21 protein-coding genes are annotated in these 25066 nt (G+C 57.8%); 15 read left to right on the forward strand and 6 right to left on the reverse strand.

What is annotated here, in order from left to right; genetic code table 11:
• Positions 1-93: 93 nt before the first annotated feature.
• Positions 94-3210, reverse strand: a complete 3117-nt coding sequence (gene acrD / locus RTX96_RS15440) for a multidrug efflux RND transporter permease AcrD (protein ID WP_312671506.1) — start codon at positions 3208-3210, stop codon at positions 94-96.
• Positions 3211-3472: 262 nt separating this feature from the next.
• On the opposite strand from acrD, the gene aegA reads away from it, so the two are divergent.
• The 3 genes from aegA (at position 3473) to RTX96_RS15455 (ending at position 7253) form a co-directional block, all read left to right on the forward strand.
• Complete coding sequence (gene aegA / locus RTX96_RS15445; protein ID WP_312671507.1) at positions 3473-5446, forward strand: formate-dependent uric acid utilization protein AegA; 1974 nt, start codon at positions 3473-3475, stop codon at positions 5444-5446.
• Between the two features lie 64 nt (positions 5447-5510).
• Positions 5511-6086 carry a GDP-mannose pyrophosphatase NudK gene (gene nudK / locus RTX96_RS15450; protein ID WP_103818905.1) on the forward strand — a complete coding sequence of 192 codons (576 nt, stop codon included), beginning with the start codon at positions 5511-5513 and terminating at the stop codon, positions 6084-6086.
• A gap of 129 nt (positions 6087-6215) precedes the next feature.
• A complete protein-coding gene (locus RTX96_RS15455) occupies positions 6216-7253 on the forward strand; it encodes a DUF1176 domain-containing protein (RefSeq protein ID WP_103818906.1) in 1038 nt (345 codons plus the stop codon).
• Here the strand turns inward: RTX96_RS15455 and tkt are convergent.
• Complete coding sequence (tkt, locus tag RTX96_RS15460) at positions 7243-9237, reverse strand: transketolase (RefSeq protein WP_103818907.1); 1995 nt, start codon at positions 9235-9237, stop codon at positions 7243-7245. The two genes, RTX96_RS15455 and tkt, sit on opposite strands and share 11 nt — an antisense overlap.
• A 20-nt stretch (positions 9238-9257) precedes the next feature.
• Positions 9258-10208: a transaldolase gene (gene tal / locus RTX96_RS15465; protein ID WP_312269031.1), complete on the reverse strand. Its 951-nt coding sequence runs from the start codon at positions 10206-10208 to the stop codon at positions 9258-9260.
• A 281-nt stretch (positions 10209-10489) separates the two neighbouring features.
• Between tal and maeB the strand changes: the two genes are divergently transcribed.
• Positions 10490-12769: an NADP-dependent oxaloacetate-decarboxylating malate dehydrogenase gene (gene maeB, locus RTX96_RS15470; protein WP_103818910.1), complete on the forward strand. Its 2280-nt coding sequence runs from the start codon at positions 10490-10492 to the stop codon at positions 12767-12769.
• Between the two features lie 5 nt (positions 12770-12774).
• On the opposite strand, the gene hemF is transcribed toward maeB, so the two are convergent.
• Both hemF and amiA read right to left on the reverse strand, forming a co-directional pair.
• Positions 12775-13677, reverse strand: a complete 903-nt coding sequence (gene hemF / locus RTX96_RS15475; RefSeq protein WP_312671508.1) for an oxygen-dependent coproporphyrinogen oxidase — start codon at positions 13675-13677, stop codon at positions 12775-12777.
• Positions 13677-14549: an N-acetylmuramoyl-L-alanine amidase AmiA gene (amiA, locus tag RTX96_RS15480; protein WP_103818912.1), complete on the reverse strand. Its 873-nt coding sequence runs from the start codon at positions 14547-14549 to the stop codon at positions 13677-13679. The genes hemF and amiA overlap by 1 nt, the downstream gene beginning before the upstream one ends.
• Before the next feature lie 209 nt (positions 14550-14758).
• Between amiA and RTX96_RS15485 the strand changes: the two genes are divergently transcribed.
• From RTX96_RS15485 to pdxK, 11 genes are all read left to right on the forward strand, one after another.
• Positions 14759-15184, forward strand: a complete 426-nt coding sequence (locus RTX96_RS15485) for a GNAT family acetyltransferase (protein ID WP_103818913.1) — start codon at positions 14759-14761, stop codon at positions 15182-15184.
• A gap of 33 nt (positions 15185-15217) precedes the next feature.
• A complete protein-coding gene (locus tag RTX96_RS15490) occupies positions 15218-15796 on the forward strand; it encodes an RpoE-regulated lipoprotein (protein WP_103818914.1) in 579 nt (192 codons plus the stop codon).
• Between the two features lie 91 nt (positions 15797-15887).
• Positions 15888-16787 (forward strand): Dyp-type peroxidase, encoded by a 900-nt coding sequence (locus tag RTX96_RS15495; RefSeq protein WP_312671509.1) that lies wholly within the window; start codon positions 15888-15890, stop codon positions 16785-16787.
• A 206-nt stretch (positions 16788-16993) separates the two neighbouring features.
• Positions 16994-18340: an OprD family outer membrane porin gene (locus tag RTX96_RS15500; protein ID WP_312671510.1), complete on the forward strand. Its 1347-nt coding sequence runs from the start codon at positions 16994-16996 to the stop codon at positions 18338-18340.
• Between the two features lie 45 nt (positions 18341-18385).
• Entirely contained in the window at positions 18386-18622 is a 237-nt protein-coding gene (locus RTX96_RS15505; RefSeq protein ID WP_103818917.1) for a hypothetical protein, read from the forward strand.
• A gap of 166 nt (positions 18623-18788) precedes the next feature.
• Complete coding sequence (locus RTX96_RS15510; RefSeq protein ID WP_312671511.1) at positions 18789-19805, forward strand: sulfate ABC transporter substrate-binding protein; 1017 nt, start codon at positions 18789-18791, stop codon at positions 19803-19805.
• The gene (gene cysT, locus RTX96_RS15515; RefSeq protein ID WP_103818919.1) at positions 19805-20638 is read left to right on the forward strand and encodes a sulfate/thiosulfate ABC transporter permease CysT; all 834 of its coding nucleotides are present in this window, start codon (positions 19805-19807) and stop codon (positions 20636-20638) included. Before RTX96_RS15510 ends, cysT begins: the two co-directional genes overlap by 1 nt.
• Positions 20638-21510, forward strand: coding sequence for a sulfate/thiosulfate ABC transporter permease CysW (gene cysW / locus RTX96_RS15520; protein WP_103818920.1), 873 nt, complete (start codon positions 20638-20640; stop codon positions 21508-21510). Before cysT ends, cysW begins: the two co-directional genes overlap by 1 nt.
• Positions 21500-22594, forward strand: coding sequence for a sulfate/thiosulfate ABC transporter ATP-binding protein CysA (gene cysA / locus RTX96_RS15525; RefSeq protein ID WP_103818921.1), 1095 nt, complete (start codon positions 21500-21502; stop codon positions 22592-22594). The genes cysW and cysA overlap by 11 nt, the downstream gene beginning before the upstream one ends.
• A 115-nt stretch (positions 22595-22709) precedes the next feature.
• Positions 22710-23621, forward strand: a complete 912-nt coding sequence (gene cysM / locus RTX96_RS15530; RefSeq protein WP_103818922.1) for a cysteine synthase CysM — start codon at positions 22710-22712, stop codon at positions 23619-23621.
• 5 nt (positions 23622-23626) lie between these two features.
• Complete coding sequence (gene pdxK, locus RTX96_RS15535) at positions 23627-24463, forward strand: pyridoxine/pyridoxal/pyridoxamine kinase (RefSeq protein WP_103818923.1); 837 nt, start codon at positions 23627-23629, stop codon at positions 24461-24463.
• Between the two features lie 63 nt (positions 24464-24526).
• Here pdxK and crr read toward each other — a convergent pair whose 3' ends face one another.
• On the reverse strand, positions 24527-25036 hold the full coding sequence (crr, locus tag RTX96_RS15540) for a PTS glucose transporter subunit IIA (RefSeq protein WP_042389417.1): 510 nt from the start codon (positions 25034-25036) through the stop codon (positions 24527-24529).
• Positions 25037-25066: the final 30 nt, after the last annotated feature.

A 25066-nucleotide genomic window follows, 5' to 3' on the forward strand; every position in this document is an offset into this window, starting at 1 on the left:
GATACGCACTAAGAAAGAAGCACTAATATAAAAAAAGCGTGAGCACAATCACGCAACAGCGAGGCGGCCACTGTGGGCCGCCTTTTTTGTTGTTCAATCTTCCTGACGCTCTTTTAGCGGGAAGCGTTGACGCACCAGCACGAAGAAGAGCGGCACGAAGAAGATGGCCAGCAGGGTGGCAGAGATCATCCCGCCCATTACCCCGGTCCCGACCGCGTGCTGACTGCCGGAGCCTGCGCCGCTGCTGGTGGCCATCGGCAGGACACCAAAAATAAACGCCAGCGAGGTCATCAGGATCGGCCGCAGACGCTGGTGGCAGGCATGTAGCGTCGCCGAGAGCAGATCCTGGCCTTTGGCATTCATCTCGTTAGCAAACTCAACGATCAGAATGGCGTTTTTCGCCGATAGCCCAATGACGGTGAGCAGCCCAACCTGGAAATAGACGTCATTCTCCAGGCCACGCATCCACGTGGCCAGCAGCGCCCCGATCACGCCGAGCGGCACCACCAGCATCACCGAGAAGGGCACTGACCAGCTCTCATAGAGCGCCGCCAGGCAGAGGAAGACCACCAGCAGGGAGATGGCGTACAGCGCCGGTGCCTGGGCGCCAGAGAGCCGCTCCTGATAGGACATGGCGGTCCACTCCAGGCCAAAGCTGCCCGGGAGCTGGCGCACCAGATCCTCCATAATATCCATAGCGGTGCCGGTACTGACTCCGGAGGCGGCTTCGCCAACGATCTCCACGGCGGAGTAGCCGTTGTAACGTTCCAGCCGTGGCGAACCTGTCTCCCAGTGAGAGGTGGCGAAGGCGGAGAAGGGTACCATGCCTCCGGTACTGTTGCGCACGTACCAGAGATTAATGTCGTCTGGCAGCATACGGTATTTCGCGGCCGCCTGGACGTAGACCTTCTTCACGCGACCGCGATCCATAAAGTCATTCACGTAGCTGGAGCCCCAGGCGGTTTGCAGCGTATCGTTGATGTCGTCAATGGAGACACCGAGCGCCTGAGCCTTGTGCTGATCGATATCGATCTGCAGCTGCGGACTGTCGTCCAGGCCGTTGTGGCGTACGCGGGTCAGGGAGGGATCGCGACCAGCCAGATCCAGCAGCTTGTCGCGAGCGGCCATCAGCGCGTCATGCCTGGCTCCGGCGTGATCCTGTAGCTCCATATCAAACCCGGCCGAGCTGCCGAGACCGCTGATGGCCGGTGGGCTGCTGGCGAAAACCCGCGCCTCTTTGATATCGCGGAAGGCCTTAGTGGCACGGTCAATAATGGCAAAGGAGCTGCCGGTGGTCGGGTCGCGCTCGTCCCAGTCTTTTAGACGAACAAACATGCGCGCTACGTTCTGGCCGTTGCCGCCCGGCCCCGATCCGATGGTAGAGAAGACCGACGTGACGTTATCTTTTTCATGGGTCGCGAAGTACGCCTCTACCTTCTCCACCACCTTCAGCGTCTGCTGCTGGGTAGCGCCGCTAGGCAGCTGTACCGAGGTGGTGAACATGCCACGATCCTCCTGCGGCAGAAACGAGGTCGGCAGGCGCAGGAAGAGAAACACCATCCCACCAAGCAGCAGGGCGTAGATCAGCATCCAGCGCAGGCTGCGATGCAGGATTTTAGCGACGCTGGATTCGTAGCGTGCCGCGCTGCGGTTAAACATGCGGTTAAACCAGCCGAAAAAGCCCGTCTGACCGTGCTGCTCCCCTTTATGTACCGGCTTGAGCAGGGTCGCGCAGAGCGCCGGGGTAAGGATCATCGCCACCAGTACCGACAGCACCATTGCCGCCACGATGGTGATGGAGAACTGGCGATAGATTGCCCCGGTGGTGCCGCCAAAGAAGGCCATCGGCACGAATACTGCCGACAGCACCATCGCGATACCGACCAGCGCACCCTGGATCTGACCCATCGATTTACGCGTGGCCTGCCGTGGAGAGAGGCCCTCCTCGCTCATGATTCGCTCGACGTTCTCTACCACCACGATGGCGTCATCCACCAGCAGGCCGATGGCGAGAACCATCGCGAACATGGTCAGGGTATTGATGCTATAGCCAAAGGCGTAGAGCACGGCGAAGGTACCGAGCAGTACCACCGGAACGGCAATGGTTGGGATAAGCGTAGCGCGGAAGTTCTGCAGAAAAAGGTACATCACCAGGAAAACCAGGGCGATGGCCTCTAACAGAGTTTTCACCACGTCGATAATTGAGGCCTTAACGAAAGAGGTAGTCTCATAGGCCACCTTATACTCCAGGCCGTGAGGGAAGAACTGTGACAGCTCGTCCAGCCGGTTAAGCACCAGGTTCGCCGTCTCCATCTCGTTAGCCCCCGAGGCCAGCTTGACCCCGAGGCCGGAGGCCGGCTTGCCGTTGAAGCGGCTCAGGTAGTCATACTTCTCCGCCCCCATCTCAACCTGCGCTACGTCGCCGAGGCGCACCTCTGAGCCGTCCTGGTTGACCCGCAGGGTGATGTTGCGAAACTGGTCTGGGGTTTGCAGCAGCGACTGGGCATTGATGGTTGCGTTCAGCGCCTGCTTGTCCACCGACGGTGTACCGCCCAGCTGGCCAACGGCGATCTGCGCATTCTGTGCCTCAATAGCGTCGGTTACATCCTTTGCCGTCAGCTGAACGCTGTTCAGACGGGCTGGATCGAGCCAGATGCGCATCGAATACTGCGAACCGTAGGCGTCGATGTCACCCACGCCGTTCACCCGGCTGAGGGGATCCTGAATGTTACTCGCGACATAGTCAGCAATATCCTGCTTATCCATCGAGCCGTCCGTGGAGACAAAAGCGATGGTTAAGATATTGGTATCGCCGGTTTTACGTACCGTCACCCCCTGGTTCTGTACCGCCTGGGGCAGCTTACGCATCGCCGACTGAAGCTGGTTTTGCACCTGCTGCACCGCCTCATCGGGATCGGTTCCTGCCGTAAAGCTGAGGGTTACCGTTGCCTGCCCGGTCCCGCTGCTCTGGGAGGACATATACATCAGGTTGTCCAGCCCGGTCATGTTCTGCTCAATCACCTGGGTAACGGTATTCTCCAGCGTTTGGGCAGACGCGCCGGGATAGTTTGCTGTGATCCGCACGTTAGGCGGAGCCAAATCGGGATACTGCTCGACGGGCAGCGAAAGAATTGCCAGCGTGCCGGTGAGGCACAAAATGATAGCTAACACCCAGGCGAAAATTGGGCGATCAATAAAGAAATTCGCCATCAGAAATGAGACCTCTTTTATGGTGCTTTATAACTCAACATTGCTTTATCCCACTTTAGCGGCAATCGCCTGACTAAACGTGGAGAAAAAAAGGAGAAAGTGTAAATTATCACGCTGCGCGATGACTTTAAGGAAATAAATTGATCTGGCACAGGAACAGATCGGAAAGATAACCATCCTGGGCATATGGACATTGCCTGTGCTGGCCGGGGTCGGTAAACAGAGTGGCAGAAGGTTTATCAGACCAGAAAAGAAGGTTGCCATGAATCGTTTTGTTATGGCGAATAGCCAGAAATGTATAGGATGTCGTGCTTGTGAAGTCGCCTGCGTGATGGCGCATAACGATGACCAACATGTTTTGAGCAGCGCGCAGTTTCATCCGCGCATTACCGTCGTCAAGCATCAGCGGCAGAGTGGGGCGGTGACCTGTCACCACTGCGAAGCCGCCCCCTGCGCCCGCAGCTGTCCCAACGGCGCCATCAGTCGGGTTAGCGACAGCGTGCAGGTCGATCAGCAGAAGTGTATCGGCTGTAAATCCTGCGTCGTCGCATGCCCCTTCGGCACCATGCAGGTTCTGGTCACCCCGGTAGGGAAGGGCCAGGTCAACGTCACGGCGCACAAGTGCGATCTCTGCCTGACGCGCCCCAACGGCCCCGCCTGCGTGGCGAACTGTCCCGCCGAGGCGCTACGGCTGGTAACCCCTGAAACGCTGGCGTCCCAGGTCAAAGCACGTCGGCTGCGTACGGCCTGCCAGCAGGCGACGCCGTGGCGCAGCGAGGCGCCGTTAGCGCTCGACCGGCGTAAAGCCGAGCAGATGCAGGCCACGCCCATTCGCGGCGAGCCGGATAAGCTTGCGCCCGAAATACGCAAATACCATTTTGATGAGATCTACCTGCCGTTTCGTGCCGACCAGGCGCAGCGTGAAGCCCAGCGCTGCCTGACGTGCGGGGAGCACAGCATCTGCGAATGGACCTGCCCGCTACATAATCATATCCCGCAGTGGATCGAGCAGGTTAAAGCGGGAAACATTGAGGCGGCAGCTGAGTTGTCGCACCAGACAAACTGCCTGCCGGAGATCACCGGCCGCGTCTGCCCACAGGATCGGCTCTGCGAGGGGGCCTGCACCGTGCGCGATGACTATGGCGCGGTAACCATCGGCAGCATTGAGCGCTATATCACCGACCAGGCGCTGGCGCAGGGCTGGCGCCCCAATCTGCATCAGGTTACGCCGGTTAATAAGCGAGTGGCGATTATCGGGGCTGGCCCGGCCGGGCTCGCCTGCGCCGACGTGCTGGCCCGCCACGGGGTGAGCGTCACGGTATTCGATCGCCATCCGGAGATTGGCGGCCTGCTAACCTTCGGGATCCCAGCCTTTAAGCTGGATAAGTCTCTGCTCGCCCGCCGTCGGGAGATCTTCACCGGGATGGGCATGCGTTTCGAGCTGAACTGTGAGGTGGGCAAAGACGTGGCGCTGGCGAGCCTGCTCGACGACTACGACACGATATTTGTCGGGGTTGGCACCTACCGCGCGATGAAGGCTAACCTGCCCAACGAGGATGCGCCGGGGGTCTACGACGCGCTGCCATTTTTAATCGCCAATACCCGGCAGCTGATGTCCCTGCCAGAAACCGTCGACGCGCCGTATATCAATACCGAGGGGCTAAACGTGGTGGTGCTGGGCGGCGGCGATACGGCAATGGACTGCGTACGTACTGCGTTACGTCATGGGGCGAGCCGGGTAACCTGCGCCTATCGCCGCGACGAGGCGAATATGCCCGGCTCGAAGAAAGAAGTCAAAAACGCCCGTGACGAGGGCGCAGAATTTGAATTTAACGTCCAGCCGCTCACCCTGGCGCTGGATGACAGCGGCAAAGTTTGCGGCGTGCGGATGCAGCGCACCGCGCTGGGCGAGCCGGACGCCAACGGTCGGCGTCGTCCGGTTCCCCTTCCCGGCAGCGAGTTCGTGATGCCTGCAGATGCGGTGATTATGGCCTTTGGCTTTCATCCCCATGCGATGCCCTGGCTGGAGCAGCACGGCGTGGCGATGGATAGCTGGGGACGCATCGCCGCCAGCGTCGAGAGCCGCTATCGCTACCAGACCAGCAACGCGAAAATCTTCGCCGGGGGCGATGCGGTACGTGGCGCCGACCTGGTGGTCACGGCAATGGCAGAGGGACGGCATGCGGCCCTGGGTATGCTAGCCTGGATGGGGGTAGCGCAAACGGCTCACCATTAACCGGCGCGACAAGGCAGGCCCCAGGGCGTAAAATGTATACTTACCTTTACCGTATGGGGCCTGTATGTCGCTGAAAATAGACGTTATTAAAGATAAGATCCTCTCTGAAAACTACTTCGTATTACGCAATATCACCTACGATCTGACCCGCCGCAACGGGGAGGTGATCCGCCACCGCCGTGAGGTATACGATCGCGGTAACGGCGCAACCATTCTTCTCTACAATCGGGAAAAACGTAGCGTGGTGCTGGTCCGCCAGTTCCGCATCGCCACGTGGGTCAACGGCAACGAGGATGGGCGGCTGATTGAGCCCTGCGCCGGATTGCTGGATAACGACGCGCCGGAAGTGTGCGCACGTAAAGAGGCAATGGAGGAGACGGGTTACCAGGTCGGTGAGGTACGTAAGGTGTTCGAACTCTACATGTCTCCCGGCGGCGTCACCGAAATTGTTCACTTCTTTATTGCCGAATACAGCGATAGCCTGAAGAAAAACGTCGGCGGCGGCGTAGAAGATGAGGATATTGAAGTACTTGAGATGCCTTTCACCCAGGCGCTGGAGGCAGTGGCCAATGGCGAGATCCGCGACGCTAAAGCGGTGATATTACTGCAATATTTGCAGGTCTCGGGCCTAATGTCTTGATATTAATCGGGTTAAGAACATGCATTTAGAATAAATCTATCCGATAAATCCGATTGAGTCGGCTACCCCATGACGACGAAGATACCGCTGTTTATTTGCTACGCTTCTACTTCTGGGGTTGTACCGTTCATGCGTTATCGCGTTTTGCTGCTGCTTAGTCTCTTTGTCGCCTCGTTCGCGTGGGCGGCACCCGCCCAACAGAATTTTTCCGACTGGCAGGTTACCTGTAATAACCAAAATTTCTGTGTAGCACGCAATACCGGTGACCACTATGGATTAGTCATGACCCTGACGCGCAGCGCGGGGGCGCGTACCGATGCCCAGTTGCGTATTGAGCTTGGCGGCAGCCAGACGCCGTCGACAAAAGAGCTGCCGGTTGCGCCGCGCCTGCTGATTGACGGTATGCCGCTACGGCTGGAGGCGCAGCACTGGTCTATTTCGCCGTGGCGATTGATTACCGAGCATGCCCCCACCATCAGCGTATTTTTGCAGACCATTCAAAATGCGCAGGCGATCACCTTGAAGGACGGGCAGGGCAACATCTCTCTGGTGGGGCTTAAGGCGGCGCTGCTGTTTATTGATGCTCAGCAGAAGCGCGTCGGCAGCGAAACCGCGTGGATTAAAAAGGGCGGTAATCCTTCCCTGAGCGTCCCTCCGGCACCGGCGTTGAAGGGGGTGGCGGTTATTAACCCGACCCCGACGCCGCTTACCCGAGAAGAGATGGACTCCCTGCTGGATTACGGCAGCATGCGGATGAGCAACAGTCAGTGCTCGCTGGATCCCATGCGCCGTGAGGTTCGCGTGACGGCTCTCACCGATGAAAAAGCGCTGCTGATTGTCAGCTGTGAGGCGGGGGCTTACAACACGGTGGATCTCGCCTGGCTGGTATCCCGCAAAAAACCGTACGCGGCCAGACCGGTGCGTCTGCGCCTGCCCTTTACCCCGAGCAGCGGCAACGATGAGATGGAGCTGATGAACGCCGAATTCGATCAGAAAGCCCGCGAATTGACAACGCTTGCCAAAGGTCGCGGGCTGGCGGATTGCGGTATCCAGACGCGCTGGCGTTTTGATGGCCAGCGTTTTCGTCTGGTGCGCTATGCAGAAGAGCCAAGCTGTGATAACTGGCATGGGCCAGACGCCTGGCCCACGCTATGGATCACACGTTAAGCACTTTTTTCGCTTTAGCGACCACGTTTTCAACGGTAAAGCCAAAGAACGGGAACAGCTTATCGGCCGGCGCGGATTCGCCGTAGCCGGTCATCCCAACAATCGCCCCCTTCAGGCCGACGTATTTGTACCAGTAGTCGGCAATCCCGGCCTCAACGGCCACGCGGGCGCTGACGTCTGACGGCAGCACCGACTCGCGGTACGCATCATCCTGGGCATCAAAGATATCCGTCGATGGCAGAGAGACCACCCGCACCTTGTGGCCTTCGGCACTCAGCTGATCTGCTGCCTTCACGGTGATCTCCACCTCAGAGCCGGTAGCGATGAGGATCAGATCCGGCTGGCCGTCGCTCTCCTTCAGAATATAGCCGCCGCGGGAGATGGCTTTCACCTGCTCCGGGGTACGCTCCATCTGGGTAAGGTTCTGACGGGAGAGGATCAGCGCGGTCGGGCCGTTGTGGCGCTCAATCGCCAGCTTCCAGCCGACGGCGGCTTCAACCTGGTCACAGGGGCGCCAGGTGCTGAAGTTTGGCGTCAGGCGCAGGCTGGCGAGCTGCTCAACCGCCTGGTGCGTCGGGCCATCTTCCCCCAGGCCGATGGAGTCATGGGTGTAGACCATGATTTGGCGGGCCTTCATCAGCGCTGCCATGCGCGCGGCGTTACGCGCGTACTCAACGAACATCAGGAAGGTGGCGGTGTAGGGGACGAAGCCGCCGTGGTGGGCGATGCCGTTGGCAATGGCGGTCATGCCGAACTCACGCACGCCGTAGTGAATGTAGTTCCCGGCCAGGTCCTCTTTCAACGAGGTAGATCCGGACCAGATGGTCAGGTTACTTGGCGCAAGGTCCGCTGAACCGCCCAGCAGCTCCGGCAGCGCCGGACCGTACTGGTTAAGCGCGTTTTGTGACGCCTTACGGGTGGCGATCTTCGCCGGCTCGGCCTGCAGCTTAGTGATGTACTCCTGGGTCAGCTGCTCCCAGTTCTCCGGCAGGCCACCGCCCATACGGCGGGAGAACTCAGCCGCCAGCTCGGGATGTGCCTTCTGATAGGCGGCAAACTTCTCATTCCACGACTGCTGGGCTTTCTCACCGCGCTCGCGGCCATCCCACGCCTGGTAGATCTCTTTCGGGATCTCAAAAGCAGGATGCTTCCAGCCCAGCTTCTGGCGGGTCAGGGCGACTTCCTCTTCCCCGAGCGCCGCGCCGTGGGACTCCTCTTTACCCGCTTTGTTCGGCGAGCCAAAGCCAATCACCGTGCGGCAGATAATCAGCGACGGCTTATCCTTCACGCTTTGCGCTTCAAGAATGGCCGCTTTAATTGCCTCCGGATCGTGACCGTCGATCTCATGCACCACGTGCCAGTGATAGGCTTCAAAACGTTTGGCGGTATCATCGGTAAACCAGCCTTCGGTTTCACCGTCAATGGAGATACCGTTGTGGTCATAGAAGCCAATGAGTTTGCCCAGCCCCAGCGTGCCCGCCAGAGAGCAGACCTCGTGGGAGATCCCCTCCATCAGGCAGCCGTCGCCCATAAAGGTATAGGTATAGTGATCGACAATCTCATGTCCCGGCTGGTTGAACTGTGCCGCCAGCGTGCGCTCGGCAATTGCCAGTCCCACCGCGTTAGCCAGCCCCTGGCCGAGTGGGCCGGTGGTGGTCTCGACGCCCGGCGTATAGCCAATCTCCGGGTGACCTGGGGTTTTTGAGTGCAGCTGACGGAAGTTTTTCAGCTCCTCAATCGGCAGATCGTAGCCGGAGAGATGCAGCAGGCTGTAGAGCAGCATCGAAGCGTGACCGTTAGAGAGAATAAAACGGTCACGGTCATACCAGGTCGGATCGGTCGGGTTGTGCTTGAGGAAATCATTCCACAGCACTTCAGCGATATCGGCCATCCCCATCGGTGCGCCTGGGTGGCCAGAGTTGGCTTTCTGTACCGCGTCCATGCTCAGGGCGCGAATGGCGTTGGCAAGCTCTTTACGGGACATATTTCACTCCATGACAAAAATTAAAGTTTAGCGGCAAGCAGATCTTCAAGTTTGCGCTGGTCAACGGCGAACTGGCGGATACCGTCAGAGAGTTTTTCTACCGCCATCGGATCCTGGTTATGCTCCCAGCGGAATTCAGCTTCGGTCAGCGGCTCCTGACGGGGGAAGCTCTGTGAGGTCGGCACCAGCTTGCGTTCAATGGTGCCCTCTTTGTCCTGCAGCTCCTGCAGCAGCGCCGGGGAGATGGTCAGGCGGTCGCAGCCGGCCAGGGCCACAATCTGCTCGATACGACGGAAGCTTGCCCCCATCACGATGGTTTCATAGCGGTTGCGCTTGTAGTAGTCGTAGATATTACGTACCGATTTCACACCCGGATCCTCTTCCACCACGTAGGGATCCTGCGGCTTACGCTGCTGATACCAGTCATAAATACGGCCCACGAACGGGGAGATGAGGTAGACGCCCGCTTCGGCGCAGGCCCGTGCCTGGGCAAAGGAGAAGAGCAGGGTCAGGTTACACTTGATCCCCTCTCTCTCCAGCTCTTCTGCGGCGCGGATCCCCTCCCAGGTAGAAGCCAGCTTGATCAGAATGCGCGACTTATCGATGCCCAGCTCCTCATAGAGCTGTACCAGGCGGCGGGCCTTGGCGATGCTCTTCTCTTTATCAAACGAGAGGCGGGCATCAACTTCGGTGGAGACACGGCCTGGAATGCTTTTCAGAATTTCCGCACCGATATTTACCGCCAGCTTGTCGCTGGCTTCGGCAACCTGCTGCTCCTGAGTCTGGCCGCGCGCTTTACCATACTCCAGCGCATCGTCGACCAGGTGAGAGAAGTGCTCCAATGCTGCGGCCTTCAGCAGCAGAGAGGGGTTGGTAGTGGCGTCTTCCGGTTGGTAGTGGCGAATGGATTCGATATCACCGCTGTCGGCCACGACGGTGGTGAACTGTTTGATGCCGTCTAAGTAGTTCATACGCGATACTCCTTGAAAAGCAAAAGCTTACGTAAGTGTGTTGATTCATACTTTTGTGAAAGATGAAACATGCATAACAAAAAAGCATAGCAGACAGGCACCGGTTTGCTGGCGTAAGCGCATAACACTGTTCATATAAATTGATAACAAATTTTGCGACGGGGTCGTCAGAGTTTGGCAGCGTTCAAAGTTTATGCCGCGCGCAGCGGCGATACTAGGCGGCGCGTCAGGAGCGCTATCACGCTTCAACCCTACAAACGATACGTGAAAGGAACATCATAATGGACGACCAGTTAAAACAGAGTGCGCTCGATTTTCATGAGTTTCCCATCCCGGGTAAAATTCAGGTCTCCCCGACGAAGCCGCTGGCCACCCAACGCGATCTGGCGCTGGCCTACTCCCCGGGCGTCGCCGCCCCCTGCCTGGAGATTGAAAAAGATCCGCTGGCAGCCTTTAAGTACACCGCTCGTGGCAATCTGGTGGGTGTGGTCTCTAACGGCACGGCGGTGCTGGGGCTGGGCAATATCGGCGCGCTGGCGGGCAAACCGGTGATGGAGGGCAAGGGCGTCCTGTTTAAAAAATTTGCCGGCATCGATGTCTTCGACATTGAGGTCGATGAGCTGGATCCGGATAAGTTTATCGACGTGGTGGCAGCGCTGGAGCCGACCTTCGGCGGCATCAACCTTGAGGATATCAAAGCGCCAGAGTGCTTCTACATTGAGGCGAAGCTGCGCGAGCGAATGAATATTCCGGTGTTCCACGACGATCAGCACGGCACGGCGATTATCAGCACCGCCGCCATCCTTAACGGTCTGCGGGTCGTGGAGAAGAACCTCTCCGACGTGCGGATGGTGGTCTCCGGCGCAGGGGCGGCGGCCATCGCCTGTATGAACCTGCTGGTGGCGCTGGGGATGCAGAAGCACAACATCGTGGTGTGTGACTCGAAGGGGGTCATCTATCAGGGCCGCGAGACGCCGATGGCTGAAACCAAGGCCGCTTACGCCATTGAGGATAACGGCAAGCGCACCCTGGCGGAGGTGATGCAGGACGCGGACATCTTCCTCGGCTGCTCGGGGCCAAACGTCCTGACCCAGGAGATGGTAAAACAGATGGCGCGCCAGCCGCTGATCCTTGCCCTGGCGAACCCGGAGCCGGAGATCCTGCCCCCGGTAGCGAAAGCGGTGCGTTCGGATGTCATCATCTGCACCGGTCGCTCTGACTACCCTAACCAGGTCAACAACGTGCTCTGCTTCCCCTTCATCTTCCGTGGCGCGCTGGACGTGGGCGCGACCGCGATTAACGAAGAGATGAAGCTGGCGGCGGTGCATGCCATTGCCGAGCTGGCCCACGCCGAGCAGAGCGAGGTGGTAGCCTCGGCCTATGGCGATCAGGATCTGAGCTTTGGCCCCGAGTACCTGATCCCTAAACCTTTCGATCCGCGTCTGATCGTTAAGATCGCCCCGGCGGTCGCCAAAGCAGCAATGGACTCCGGCGTAGCGACGCGGCCCATCGCCGACTTTAGCGCCTATGTCGATAAGCTCGCCGAGTTCGTCTACAAAACCAACCTGTTTATGAAGCCGGTCTTCTCCCAGGCGCGCAACGATCCGAAGCGGGTAGTGCTGGCGGAAGGGGAGGAGGCGCGGGTACTGCACGCGACCCAGGAGCTGGTCACTCTCGGACTGGCGAAGCCGATCCTGGTGGGCCGGCCTGGCGTGATCGAGATGCGCATCCAGAAGCTGGGACTGCAGATCCGTCCTGGCGTTGACTTTGAGATCGTCAATAACGAATCCGACCCGCGCTTTAAGGAGTACTGGAGCGAGTACTACAACATCATGAAGCGCAGCGGCATCACCCAGGAGCAGGCCCAGCGGGCGGTGATCAGCAATACGACGGTGATTGGGGCGATCATGGTGCAGCGTGGCGAAGCGGATGCGATGATCTGCGGCACCATCGGCGACTATCATGAGCACTTCAGCGTGGTCCAACAGCTGTTTGGCTACCGCGATGGGGTGCAGACGGCGGGCGCGATGAATGCGCTGCTGCTGCCGAGCGGCAACACCTTTATTGCCGACACCTACGTCAACGACGATCCGACCCCGGAGCAGCTGGCGGACATTACCCTGATGGCGGCCCAGACCGTGCGCCGGTTCGGCATTGAGCCGCGGGTGGCCCTGCTGTCGCATTCGAATTTCGGCTCATCGAACTCACCGGCGGCGTGCAAGATGCGCGAGACGCTGGCAAAAGTGCGTGAGCGGGATCCGCACCTGATGATTGATGGGGAGATGCACGGCGATGCCGCGCTGGTAGAGGGCATTCGGCAGGATCGCATGCCGGACAGTCCACTCAAAGGCTCGGCCAATATTTTGATTATGCCTAACGTCGAGGCGGCCCGGATTAGTTACAACTTACTTCGCGTCTCCAGCTCGGAGGGCGTTACCGTCGGGCCGGTGCTGATGGGCGTGGCAAAACCGGTGCACGTGCTGACGCCTATCGCCTCCGTCCGCCGCATCGTCAACATGGTGGCGCTGGCGGTGGTGGAGGCGCAGACGCAGCCGCTATAGCGGCATTAAATCCACTCTTTGGCCTTGATAAACTCGCTGAGGGCGGCTTCCGGGCTGCCCTCCTGCGGCTGGTAGTTATACTCCCATGCCACCTTCGGCGGCATCGACATCAGAATCGACTCCGTACGCCCGCCGGTCTGTAAGCCAAACAGCGTGCCGCGGTCCCACACCAGGTTAAATTCAACGTAGCGGCCCCGGCGATAGAGCTGGAAGTTGCGCTCGCGATCGCCGTACGCCATCGCTTTTCGGCGCTGGACAATCGGCAGATAGGCCTGGGTATAGCCTTCGCCCACCGCCTGGGTAAAGGCGAAGCAGTGGTCAAAGTCCGGCGCGTTGAGATCGTCAAAGAAGAGGCCGCCAATGCCGCGCTGTTCCTGACGGTGCTTCAGATAGAAGTAGTCGTCGCACCACTTTTTATAGCGCGGATAGAGATCTTCGCCGAACGGCTGGCAGAGATCGTGTGCGGTGCGGTGCCAGTGGATAGCATCTTCGCTAAAGCCGTAGTAGGGCGTCAGGTCAAAGCCGCCGCCAAACCACCAGACCGGATCCGCGCCCGGCTTCTCGGCAATGAAAAAGCGCACATTGGCATGGCTGGTCGGTACGTATGGGTTATGCGGATGCACCACCAGCGAAACGCCCATCGCTTCAAAGCTGCGTCCAACAAGTTCCGGACGGTGTGCGGTCGCCGAGGCGGGCAGGGCGTCGCCATGCACGTGGGAAAAGTTGACTCCCGCCTGCTCGAAGACGCCGCCATCGCGCAGAACGCGGGTGCGCCCGCCGCCGCCGGCCTCACGCTGCCAGTTATCTTCAAAGAAGTCGCTGCCGTCGACAGCGGAGAGCTGCTGGCAGATCGTGTCCTGCAGCTGGAGGAAAAAGGCTTTAACGGTATTTGCGTCAGGTTTGCTCATCAACGTTTCTTCGAGTGCGCTTTGTGATTATCGAACCAGCTAAAGTAGCTCAGCACGCCGGAGGCGATTGCCGAGGCGATCTTCTGGCGAAACGCCTTGGTGCCCAGCAGCTGCTCCTCAGCAGGGTTAGTAATAAATGAGGTCTCTACCAGCACCGAGGGAATAGAGGGGGACTTCAGCACCACAAATGCCGCCTGCTCGGTGTGCTTGCTGTGCAGGCGATGCACCGGCTTAATCTGCTTAAGGATATGTGAGCCAAGGGTCAGGCTGTTCTTAATGGTGTCGGTCTGCACCAGGTCAAACAGCACCTGCTGCAGGTAGTGATCTTTATCGCGGGCTTTTTTACCGGCCAGGTCATCGGCGGCGTTCTCACGATCGGAGAGGTATTTTGCCATAGCGCTACTCGCTCCCCGATTGGAGAGGGCAAACACCGACGCGCCCGCCGCATCCGGATTGGTAAAGCCGTCAGCATGGATCGACATAAAGAGATCTGCCCCGTGCTGATGGGCAATCTCCACGCGATCGTAGAGCGGGATAAAAGTATCCCCGGTTCGCGTCAGCCGCGCGTCGATGCCTTTGCTGCGCAGGATCGCCCGCACGTTCTTGGCGATCGCCAGCACCACGTGCTTCTCTTTCGAGCCGTTGTGGCCGATCGCACCGGTATCAATGCCGCCGTGGCCAGGGTCGAGCATCACCATGCGTCTGGCTCCCGCCTTTTTGGCTTTTGGCTGGGTATGGCCGTTGCTGGTTTTCAGCGATGCGTCATCTTTGGCAATAGCCCGCGACGTGCCTGTCAGTGTCAATGCCGCCAGACCTGCTTTCAGAACCTGACGACGCGATGTAAGTACTTTTAATGGTTTAAATGTGCTCATACGACCCGAAATGTATTCCTGCGTCCCTGGTGTTGTAGCGTATCGCTTACAAGCTTACGACACGTCACGGTTTGAATTGCTTTATTTTTCATTTCAATACGTGACAGTCCATTATTATGCCATTTTTTCGTTATCATTTCGCCGCATATTGGATTCACTGGGACTTCACGCCATAATCAACCTTTTGACCCTGAAGACAGGTAAATAGCATGGAGATACGCGTTTTTCGCCAGGCCGACTTCGAAGAGGTGATCACCCTGTGGGAGCGCTGCGACCTGCTGCGCCCGTGGAACGATCCGGAGATGGATATCGAACGCAAGCTGAATCATGACGTTAGCCTGTTTCTGGTGGCTGAGGTCGGCGGTGAAGTGGTCGGAACGGTGATGGGGGGCTACGATGGCCATCGCGGCTCGGCCTACTATCTCGGGGTGCATCCCGAGTACCGTGGCCGGGGGATTGCCAACGCGCTGCTCAACCGCCTGGAGAAGAAACTGATCGCCCGTGGCTGTCCAAAGATCAACATTCAGGTGCGGGAAGAGAACGATCTCGTGCTGGGGATGTACGAGCGCCTCGGCTATGAGCACGCCGACGTCATTAACCTCGGCAAGCGTCTCATTGAAGATGAAGAGTACTGAGTTTTAGTAAACCAAGATGAAAGGATTTAAGCCATGAAATCGCTGCGTATGCTTCTCTGCGTCCTGCCGCTGGCCCTGACCGGTTGTTCGACCCTCGGGTCGGTGAACTGGTCGGCAGCCAACCCCTGGAACTGGTTTGGCTCCTCATCAGAGGTGACCGACGAGGGCGTCGGGGCGCTGACGGCGGATACCACCTTTGATGAAGAGTCCATCGCCGACGCGCTGGATGGCGACTACCGCCTGCGCAGCGGGATGCGCTCGGAGCAGGGCGGCAACGTGGTCCGCTTCTATGAGGCGCTGGATGGCGATAACGTCGCGCTGATTGTCAACGGCGAAAACGGCAAAATCAGCCGCATCGACGTGCTTGATGACAGCATAGAGAGCGACACCGGGGCGAAAGTCGGCATGCCCTTTAGCGAACTCTATGATAAAGCCTACGGCAACTGCACTAAAGCTACCGGTGACGACAGCGGCGGCGTGGAGTGTAAGGCCCAGGGTAGCCAGCACGTCAGCTATGTCTTCACCGGCAGCTGGAACGGTCCGGAAGGCTTAATGCCGCCTGACGACGAGCTGAAAAAATGGACGCTGAATAAGATTATTTGGCGTCGTTAATTGATCGGAACAATCCTGGTTCTCTGAAAAAACGGGTACAATAGCGCCATTGATGCCGCGGCTGCGCGGCATATTTTTTAGAGGAGTAGCGATGTCTCAGGTTCAAAGCGGCATTTTGCCAGAACACTGTCGGGCGGCGATTTGGATCGAAGCAAACGTAAAGGGTGACGTAAATGCCCTGCGTGAAGGCAGTAAAATTTTTGCCGATAAGCTGGCTACCTTCCAGCTGGCCTTTGCCGAGGCGAATCTCGGCGCAGTGGTAGCCTTTGGTCACCGCGTCTGGCCCGAGCTGAGCGGTGGGGAAGGGGCCGAAGAGCTGAAAGCGTTTGTTCCCTACGGCAAGGGGCTAGCCCCGGCCACCCAGTATGATGTCATGATCCATATTCTCTCGCTGCGTCATGACGTCAACTTCTCCGTTGCTCAGGCAGCGCTGACGGCCTTTGGCGATGCGCTGGAGGTTAAAGAGGAGACCCACGGCTTCCGCTGGGTCGAGGATCGCGATCTAAGCGGCTTTGTTGACGGCACGGAGAACCCGGCGGGCAACGAGAAACGCACCGAGGTGGCCGTGATTCAGGAAGGCATCGACGCCGGCGGCAGCTATGTCTTCGTCCAGCGCTGGGAGCATAACCTGAAACAGCTCAACCGAATGAGCGTACCGGATCAGGAGATGATGATTGGCCGCACCAAAGAAGCGAATGAAGAGATAGACGGCGATGCCCGTCCTGTTACGTCGCACCTGAGCCGCGTGGATCTGAAAGAGAACGGCAAAGGGCTGAAAATCGTGCGTCAGAGCCTGCCTTACGGTACGGCGAGCGGCAAGCACGGCCTCTATTTTTGTGCCTACTGCGCCCGTCTGTACAATATTGAACAGCAGCTGCTGAGCATGTTTGGTGATACCGACGGCAAGCGCGACGCCATGCTGCGCTTTACTCGTCCGGTTACCGGCGGCTACTATTTTGCCCCGTCGTTAGATCGCCTGTTGACGCTGTAACGCACCCTCATCCTCTGCCTCCTTCAGAAGGGCAGAGGATGATCCTCTGCCTGGCGCATACCCGACCATTCAAATGTGACTTTTCTCCCTTTTTAAACTTCTAAATTATATTATTTTCCCTGCCCGCATTATTACTGTTTATTTCCTGATGATTTTTGGGAATAGCATTTATTACAATTATAAGTTTAAAAGGATTTATGATGACAATGAAAAAGCTATTATTAATAGCGTGCTCGCCTTGCTGTTTTTTTGCCACAGATGTCAATGCGAGCGACTGGGAAAAGAGCCTTGCCGACGATCCTTTCTTTGCCGATTCCAGCTTTGATATTTCAGCGAGGAATATGTGGAAATATTTAAAGACGGAAAACCGGTATGATAATGAACAGGATCGCTATGCCACCTCGGTTCAGCAGGCCTGGGGGCAGGGGCTGACGGTTGACTATACCTCTGGGTATTTCGCTGACTTGATTGGTTTTGATGCCTCCTATTACAGCGGCGCAAAATTAGGGGCCAGCGATAACTTTGCCTCCCGTGCCATTCTCTATAACGATGACGGGGAAGCGAAAGGCTATACCAAAATTGGTCAGCGTTATGCCAAGCTGAAAATGGATGTTCTGCGGGCGAAGGTGAATGTCAAAGGTGGCTGGTTCACCATCAAGAACACCGGCATCTTCTCTAACTCACAGCGAATGTCTCTCAACACCCACTCCGGCTGGTTTGCCAATACGGCCATCGATAATGTCAGCGTTGATGCGCTGTTTCTCGACGGGAAGGTGATGCGGCGTGATAGCCCGAACATCGACAGAATGTATATCTACGATGGCAACGGCGTGAGCCGGGAGATCGATCATGTGATCACCGGCGGCATCAATTACCAGTCTAAACCGTTGAAAGCCTACTACTTCTATGGCGTTGCGGATGACCTGCTTATCAGGCAGGGCTTTGAGGGGTGGTGGGATGCTTTTGCGGATATCACCCTGGGGACGCAAATTTACGAGCAGGAGTATGGTGGCGATGCAAAAAGGACCACCTCCAGCACGGCCCGAGGGAAACAGGATTTTGATAAGCGAGCCTGGCACTACTCTACAACGATTGAGTGGCGTATTCCGCAAACCCCGTGGAAAGTCCTGGGCGGCTTAACCTATAGCGAGGCCAAAAAAACCAATGGCGTGGGCCAATTTACCCGTAACGTTATCGGTAATGCCCGCGGTCGTTTTAATTCCCCGGCCTATGCGGATATCGACTATGTGCGCGACGGTGAAACCATGCTGGCGTTAGCGACGGAATATAAGTTTACCCCCGATCTCTCCGTTGGCGTGCGGACAAACTACAGTGAGTTTAGCTATGAAGGAGAGAGATTACGCCAGGGGCAATTGGGATTATACAGCAACTGGAACCCGGCAAAAAACTGGTCTGTTTATTTAAGCGGTGGCTATGGCTGGCACCATGAACAGGAGTCGGACTACACCACTCCGAAGCTTTATAACGGCCATTCGCAACGCGCTAATTCGCTCTCCGGTGAAATGACCACGACTTATCGTTTTAAATTATAAATATAATTAATATTAATCACTTTATTCACGCTCAATGAATTGCTTATGGATATCAAAAGCTATTTTGCAAAAACAGTACATCTGGACCTGATTAAAAAAGTCTATTTTCTTTTTTATGAGAACCCGCAGATCCTCTTTTCAGTTAATGACGTTTGCGAGTTTCTCGATCTAAACAGAAAGCAGGCTGGTTTTATTTTAACTATTCTAGTCAGGCTAAGAATGATCTACCGGCAGATTAAAAAGAGCGGCGTCAGTAACCGCTACCTCTACCGCGCCAGATGATACCCTCCTGTAAGCGGTGTTCGGCTGTCGGTAGAAGCAGCCCGGACACCGCTTATGCTCTTTTCTGCTTGCAAATCACCAAACGGTATATAAAACCGTTACTCCTTTCGTACTGCTTATAAATAAACTGTGTTTTTGATAGTCATCACAGATATAAGGGTGCGCAATGGCCGTTAACTTACTGAAAAAAGGATATCTGACGCTTGCCGCTTCAGTGTTGCTGGTAGCGCAGGCGCAGGCAACGGAGCTGCTCAATAGCTCCTATGACGTCTCTCGCGAGCTGTTTGCCGCCCTTAATCCGCCGTTCGAGCAGCAGTGGGCGAAAGAGAACGGCGGCGACACGCTGACGATCAAGCAGTCCCATGCGGGCTCCTCCAAGCAGGCTTTGGCCATTTTGCAGGGGCTCAAAGCAGACGTGGTGACCTATAACCAGATTACCGACGTGCAGATCCTGCATGACAAAGGCAAGCTGATCCCCGCGGACTGGCAGAGCCGTCTGCCGAACAACAGCTCGCCGTTCTACTCCACAATGGCGTTCCTGGTGCGCAAGGGCAACCCGAAAAATATCCACGACTGGAGCGATCTGGTGCGCTCTGACGTGAAGCTGATCTTCCCGAATCCGAAAACATCCGGTAATGCCCGTTATACCTATCTGGCAGCATGGGGCGCGGCAGATAAAGCTGACGGCGGCGATAAGGCAAAAACCGAACAGTTTATGACGCAGTTCCTGAAAAACGTTGAGGTGTTTGATACCGGCGGCCGTGGGGCCACCACCACCTTCGTTGAGCGTGGCCTCGGTGACGTGCTGATCACCTTTGAATCCGAAGTAAACACCATTCGTAAGCAGTATGAGGCCCAGGGGTTTGAAGTCGTGGTACCGAAAGTCAACATCCTGGCGGAGTTCCCGGTGGCATGGGTCGATAAGAACGTGCAGGCCAACGGCACAGAGAAGGCGGCAAAAGCCTACCTGAACTACCTCTATAGCCCGCAGGCGCAGACCATCATTACTGACTACTACTACCGGGTGAATAACCCTGACGTCATGGTCAGGCTGAAGGATAAATTCCCGCAGACAGAGCTGTTTAAGGTTGAAGATCGCTTTGGCTCCTGGCCGGAAGTGATGAAAACCCACTTTACAAGCGGCGGCGAGCTGGACAAGCTGCTGGCGGCGGGGCGTAGCTAATGTTTGCAGTAGCTTCAAAACGCGTGCTGCCCGGCTTTACCCTAAGCCTCGGGACCAGCCTGCTGTTCGTCTGTCTGATTTTGCTCCTGCCTCTCAGCGCGCTGGTTATGCAGCTCTCAGAGATGAGCTGGGAGCAGTACTGGGAAGTGGTGACTAACCCGCAGGTTGTCGCCGCCTACAAGGTCACGCTGCTGTCGGCCTTCGTCGCCTCGATTTTCAACGGCGTCTTTGGCCTGCTGATGGCGTGGATCCTGACGCGCTACCGTTTTCCGGGGCGCACCCTGCTGGATGCGCTGATGGACCTGCCGTTCGCCCTGCCGACGGCGGTGGCGGGCCTGACCCTGGCCTCGCTCTTTTCCGTCAACGGCTTCTACGGTCAGTGGCTGGCGCAGTTTGATATCAAGGTGACCTACACCTGGCTCGGCATCGCCGTGGCGATGGCCTTTACCAGCATCCCCTTTGTGGTGCGTACGGTGCAGCCGGTGCTGGAGGAGCTGGGGCCGGAGTATGAAGAGGCGGCCCAAACGCTGGGCGCAACGCGCCTGCAGAGCTTCCGCAAGGTAGTGATGCCTGAACTCTCTCCGGCGCTGCTGGCGGGCGTGGCGCTGTCATTTACCCGCAGCCTCGGCGAATTTGGCGCGGTGATCTTTATCGCCGGCAACATCGCGTGGAAAACCGAGGTGACCTCGCTGATGATCTTTGTGCGCCTGCAGGAGTTTGACTATCCGGCGGCGAGCGCCATCGCCTCGGTGATCCTCGCGGCCTCTCTGCTGCTGCTGTTCTCAATTAATACTCTGCAAAGTCGCTTTGGTCGACGGGTGGTAGGTCACTAATGGCGGAAATCTCCCAACTGAAACACGATCGCTCTCCGGTTAACTGGGGGAAATGGTTCCTGATCGGCACCGGGATGCTCGTTTCGGCGTTTATCCTCGTGGTGCCGATGGTCTACATCTTCGTGCAAGCCTTCAGTAAAGGGCTGATGCCGGTGCTGGAGAACCTGGCCGATCCAGACATGCTGCACGCTATCTGGCTGACGGTGCTGATTGCGCTGATCACCGTCCCGGTTAACCTGGTGTTCGGGACGCTGCTCGCCTGGCTGGTGACCCGCTTTAACTTCCCGGGCCGTCAGCTGCTGCTGACCCTGCTCGATATTCCGTTTGCGGTATCGCCGGTTGTCGCGGGCCTTATCTACCTGCTGTTTTACGGATCCAACGGCCCGCTTGGCGGCTGGCTCGACGAGCACAATTTACAGATTATGTTTGCCTGGCCCGGCATGGCGCTGGTGTCCATTTTCGTTACCTGCCCGTTTGTGGTGCGCGAGCTGGTGCCGGTGATGCTTAGCCAGGGCAGCCACGAGGACGAGGCGGCGATCCTGCTGGGCGCATCCGGCTGGCAGATGTTCCGTCGCGTCACCCTGCCAAATATCCGCTGGGCGCTGCTCTACGGCGTGGTGCTGACCAACGCCCGCGCCATCGGCGAGTTTGGTGCGGTATCAGTGGTCTCCGGTTCAATTCGCGGCGAGACCCTGTCGCTGCCGCTACAGATTGAGTTACTTGAGCAGGACTACAACGCGGTGGGATCCTTTACCGCCGCCGCCCTGCTGACGTTAATGGCTATTTTGACCCTGTTTTTAAAGAGTGGGTTGCAGTGGCGTTTACATAACCAAGAGAAACGCGCGCAACAGGAGGGAAATCATGAGCATTGAGATTGCCAATATTAAGAAATCTTTTGGTCGCACCCAGGTGCTGAATGATATCTCGCTGGATATCCCTTCCGGACAGATGGTTGCGCTGCTGGGGCCATCCGGCTCGGGCAAAACCACGCTGCTGCGTATTATTGCCGGGCTTGAGCACCAGACCAGCGGGCATATTCGTTTTCACGGCACCGACGTGGGCCGTCTGCATGCCCGTGACCGTAAGGTCGGCTTTGTGTTCCAGCACTATGCGCTGTTCCGCCACATGACGGTGTTCGACAACATTGCCTTTGGTTTGACAGTGCTACCGCGGCGCGAGCGGCCGAACGCGGCGGCGATCAAGGCTAAGGTGACCCGGCTGCTGGAGATGGTGCAGCTGGCGCATCTGGCCGATCGCTATCCGGCTCAGCTCTCCGGCGGGCAGAAGCAGCGCGTTGCCCTGGCACGTGCCCTGGCCCCGGATCCGCAGATCCTGCTGCTGGATGAGCCTTTCGGCGCGCTGGATGCTCAGGTACGTAAAGAGCTTCGCCGCTGGCTGCGTGAGCTGCACGAAGAGCTGAAGTTCACCAGCGTCTTCGTCACCCACGATCAGGAAGAGGCGATGGAAGTGGCCGACCGCGTAGTGGTCATGAGCCAGGGGAATATCGAGCAGGTCGACGTTCCCGAGCAGGTCTGGCGTGAGCCAGCCACGCGCTTCGTGCTGGAGTTTATGGGCGAGGTTAACCGCCTGCACGGCGTAGTGCGCGGCAGCCAGTTCCACGTCGGCGCGCACCGCTGGCCGCTGGGTTACACCCCGGCACACCAGGGCGAAGTCGATCTCTTCCTGCGTCCGTGGGAAGTGGATATCAGCCGCCGTACCAGCCTGGACGCGCCGCTGCCGGTCGTGGTCGTTGAGGCCAGCCCGAAAGGGCACTACACCCAGCTGGTAGTGCAGCCTCAGGGCTGGTATGACGAACCGCTCTCCGTCGTGCTGCGCGGAGAGGATGCGCCGCAGCGCGGTGAGCGCCTGTTTATCGGCCTGCAGAATGCGCGTCTCTACCACGGCACGGAGCGTCTTGCCGAGCGCGGGGATCTTGCTCTGGCGCACTCTGCCTGATAGTTTAACGTTACGTGGTTTTTGCCGGGTGGCGCTGCGCTTACCCGGCCTACAAGGCGATCTCCGTAGGCCCGGTAAGCGCTAGCGCCACCGGGCTTTTTATTGGATAGCGATCGTGAACACACTCGAACACACCATCGGCAATACCCCCCTGGTAAAACTTCAGCGCATGGCTCCCGACAACGGCAGTGAAATCTGGGTCAAGCTGGAGGGCAATAATCCTGCCGGTTCGGTAAAGGACCGGGCCGCGCTCTCAATGATCGTGCAGGCGGAGAAGCGGGGCGAGATAAAGCCCGGCGACGTGCTGATTGAGGCCACCAGCGGCAACACCGGCATCGCGCTGGCGATGATCGCCGCACTCAAAGGCTACCGCATGAAGCTGCTGATGCCGGACAATATGAGTCAGGAGCGACGGGCAGCGATGTACGCCTACGGCGCGGAGCTGATTCTGGTGAGCCGCGAGCAGGGTATGGAGGGTGCGCGGGATCTGGCTGCGGAAATGGCCCGGCGCGGGGAGGGGAAGCTTCTCGACCAGTTCAATAATCCTGACAACCCTTACGCCCACTACACCACCACCGGGCCAGAGATCTGGCAGCAGACCGGCGGCCGCATCAGCCACTTTGTCTCCAGCATGGGTACTACCGGCACCATTACCGGGGTATCGCGCTTTCTACGCGAGCAGGAGAAGCCGATTACCATTGTTGGCCTGCAGCCGGAGGAGGGGAGCAGCATTCCCGGCATCCGCCGCTGGCCAGCCGAGTATATGCCCGGCATCTTCAACGCCTCGCTGGTGGATCAGGTTGTGGATATCCACCAGCGCGAAGCCGAAAACACCATGCGAGCGCTGGCGGTGCGGGAAGGTATCTTCTGCGGCGTCAGCTCCGGCGGCGCGGTTGCTGGCGCAATCCGCGTTGCCAATGAGAATCCGGGGGCGATCGTGGTGGCGATTATCTGCGACCGTGGCGATCGCTACCTTTCGACCGGCGTGTTTGGTGAGGAGAGCTACGCCCAGGGGGCGGGGATTTAAGCATTATGGAGATGATCTTATTTCGGGATAAAACCCGAGCACAGCAGACGGATATCGTGGCGGTGCAGTCTCAGGTAGTGTACGGCAGCGTTGGCAACAGCATTGCCGTGCCCAATATCCGTCAGCATCAGCTGACCGTGACGGCGGTCCCTACGGTGCTGTTCAGCAATACGCCGCACTACGATACCTTCTACGGCGGTGTTATTCCCGACGAGTGGTTCAGCGGCTATCTGAAGGCGCTGGAGGAACGGGACATCCTGCGCGAGCTTAAGGCGGTGACTACTGGCTATATGGGCAGCGCCAGCCAGATTGCGCTGCTGGCGCAGTGGCTCCGTGCGGTAAAAGAGACGCATCCGGAACTGCTGATTCTGGTGGATCCGGTGATCGGCGATATCGACAGCGGTACCTACGTGCATCCCGATATACCCGAGGCCTATCGTCAGCATCTGCTGCCGCTGGCGCAGGGCATCACGCCCAACGTCTATGAGCTTGAGATATTGAGCGGCCAGTCGTGTCGCGACCCTGAGAGCGCGATTGCGGCGGCGAAAGGGCTGCTGTCGGAGACGTTGAAGTGGGTGGCCATAACCAGCGCGCCTGTGGCCGGCGAGCCGGAGGCGATCCACGTCGTGCTGGTGACTGAAGATGCGGTAACGGTCAGCGCGCACCCGCGAGTGACTACCGATCTGAAAGGCACAGGCGATCTCTTCTGTTCTGAGCTGGTTAGTCATATTGTACAAGGTGCGAGCGTGGCAGAGGCGATTGGCCGCGCAGGCGACCGGGTAACTGAGGTGATGAGCTACACCCAGCAGGCAGGTTACGACGAACTGATACTCCCAGCCTGATTTAATCATGCTAAGAAACAAAAATGGCACCCGAGAGGGTGCCATTTTGCATTCCGGCAAAAATTACTTCTTGATGCGGATGACCGGGGTTTCGCCCACGGTTACGCTACCGGACAGCTTGTTCAGCTCTTTGATTTCGTCCATGTTGGAGATAACAACCGGCGTCAGGGTAGACTTGGCTTTCTCTTCCAGCAGCGGCAGATCGAACTCAATCACCGGATCGCCAACTTTTACACGCTGGCCTTCTTCGGCGATGCGTTTGAAACCTTCGCCTTTCAGTTCAACGGTGTCGATACCGAAGTGAACGAACAGCTCAATGCCGCTATCGGATTCGATAGAGAAGGCATGGTTGGTTTCAAAAATCTTGCCAATGGTGCCATCAACAGGCGCGACCATTTTGTTGCCGGTTGGTTTGATAGCAATGCCATCACCAACGATTTTTTCAGCAAATACCACATCCGGCACATCTTCGATGTTGACGATTTCGCCAGACAGCGGAGCAATAATCTCAATGGTTCCGGTATCTTTCTTATCGTCAGAAACCAGAGATTTCAGTTTATCGAACAAACCCATGATCTTCTCCTAAGCAGTAATTTGGGCCGC

Source organism: Pseudescherichia sp. (genome assembly GCF_032052675.1).
GTDB lineage: Bacteria > Pseudomonadota > Gammaproteobacteria > Enterobacterales > Enterobacteriaceae > Pseudescherichia.

Coding starts and splice junctions, on each gene's coding strand:
- amiA (WP_103818912.1), bottom strand. CDS start 14,549: ATGAGCACATTTAAACCATTAAAAGTACTTACATCGCGTCGTCAGGTT.
- hemF (WP_312671508.1), bottom strand. CDS start 13,677: ATGAGCAAACCTGACGCAAATACCGTTAAAGCCTTTTTCCTCCAGCTG.
- RTX96_RS15495 (WP_312671509.1), top strand. CDS start 15,888: ATGTCTCAGGTTCAAAGCGGCATTTTGCCAGAACACTGTCGGGCGGCG.
- crr (WP_042389417.1), bottom strand. CDS start 25,036: ATGGGTTTGTTCGATAAACTGAAATCTCTGGTTTCTGACGATAAGAAA.
- nudK (WP_103818905.1), top strand. CDS start 5,511: ATGTCGCTGAAAATAGACGTTATTAAAGATAAGATCCTCTCTGAAAAC.
- RTX96_RS15455 (WP_103818906.1), top strand. CDS start 6,216: ATGCGTTATCGCGTTTTGCTGCTGCTTAGTCTCTTTGTCGCCTCGTTC.
- cysA (WP_103818921.1), top strand. CDS start 21,500: ATGAGCATTGAGATTGCCAATATTAAGAAATCTTTTGGTCGCACCCAG.
- maeB (WP_103818910.1), top strand. CDS start 10,490: ATGGACGACCAGTTAAAACAGAGTGCGCTCGATTTTCATGAGTTTCCC.
- cysT (WP_103818919.1), top strand. CDS start 19,805: ATGTTTGCAGTAGCTTCAAAACGCGTGCTGCCCGGCTTTACCCTAAGC.
- RTX96_RS15505 (WP_103818917.1), top strand. CDS start 18,386: ATGGATATCAAAAGCTATTTTGCAAAAACAGTACATCTGGACCTGATT.
- RTX96_RS15490 (WP_103818914.1), top strand. CDS start 15,218: ATGAAATCGCTGCGTATGCTTCTCTGCGTCCTGCCGCTGGCCCTGACC.
- tal (WP_312269031.1), bottom strand. CDS start 10,208: ATGAACTACTTAGACGGCATCAAACAGTTCACCACCGTCGTGGCCGAC.
- acrD (WP_312671506.1), bottom strand. CDS start 3,210: ATGGCGAATTTCTTTATTGATCGCCCAATTTTCGCCTGGGTGTTAGCT.
- RTX96_RS15510 (WP_312671511.1), top strand. CDS start 18,789: ATGGCCGTTAACTTACTGAAAAAAGGATATCTGACGCTTGCCGCTTCA.
- RTX96_RS15500 (WP_312671510.1), top strand. CDS start 16,994: ATGAAAAAGCTATTATTAATAGCGTGCTCGCCTTGCTGTTTTTTTGCC.
- tkt (WP_103818907.1), bottom strand. CDS start 9,237: ATGTCCCGTAAAGAGCTTGCCAACGCCATTCGCGCCCTGAGCATGGAC.
- aegA (WP_312671507.1), top strand. CDS start 3,473: ATGAATCGTTTTGTTATGGCGAATAGCCAGAAATGTATAGGATGTCGT.
- cysW (WP_103818920.1), top strand. CDS start 20,638: ATGGCGGAAATCTCCCAACTGAAACACGATCGCTCTCCGGTTAACTGG.
- pdxK (WP_103818923.1), top strand. CDS start 23,627: ATGGAGATGATCTTATTTCGGGATAAAACCCGAGCACAGCAGACGGAT.
- RTX96_RS15485 (WP_103818913.1), top strand. CDS start 14,759: ATGGAGATACGCGTTTTTCGCCAGGCCGACTTCGAAGAGGTGATCACC.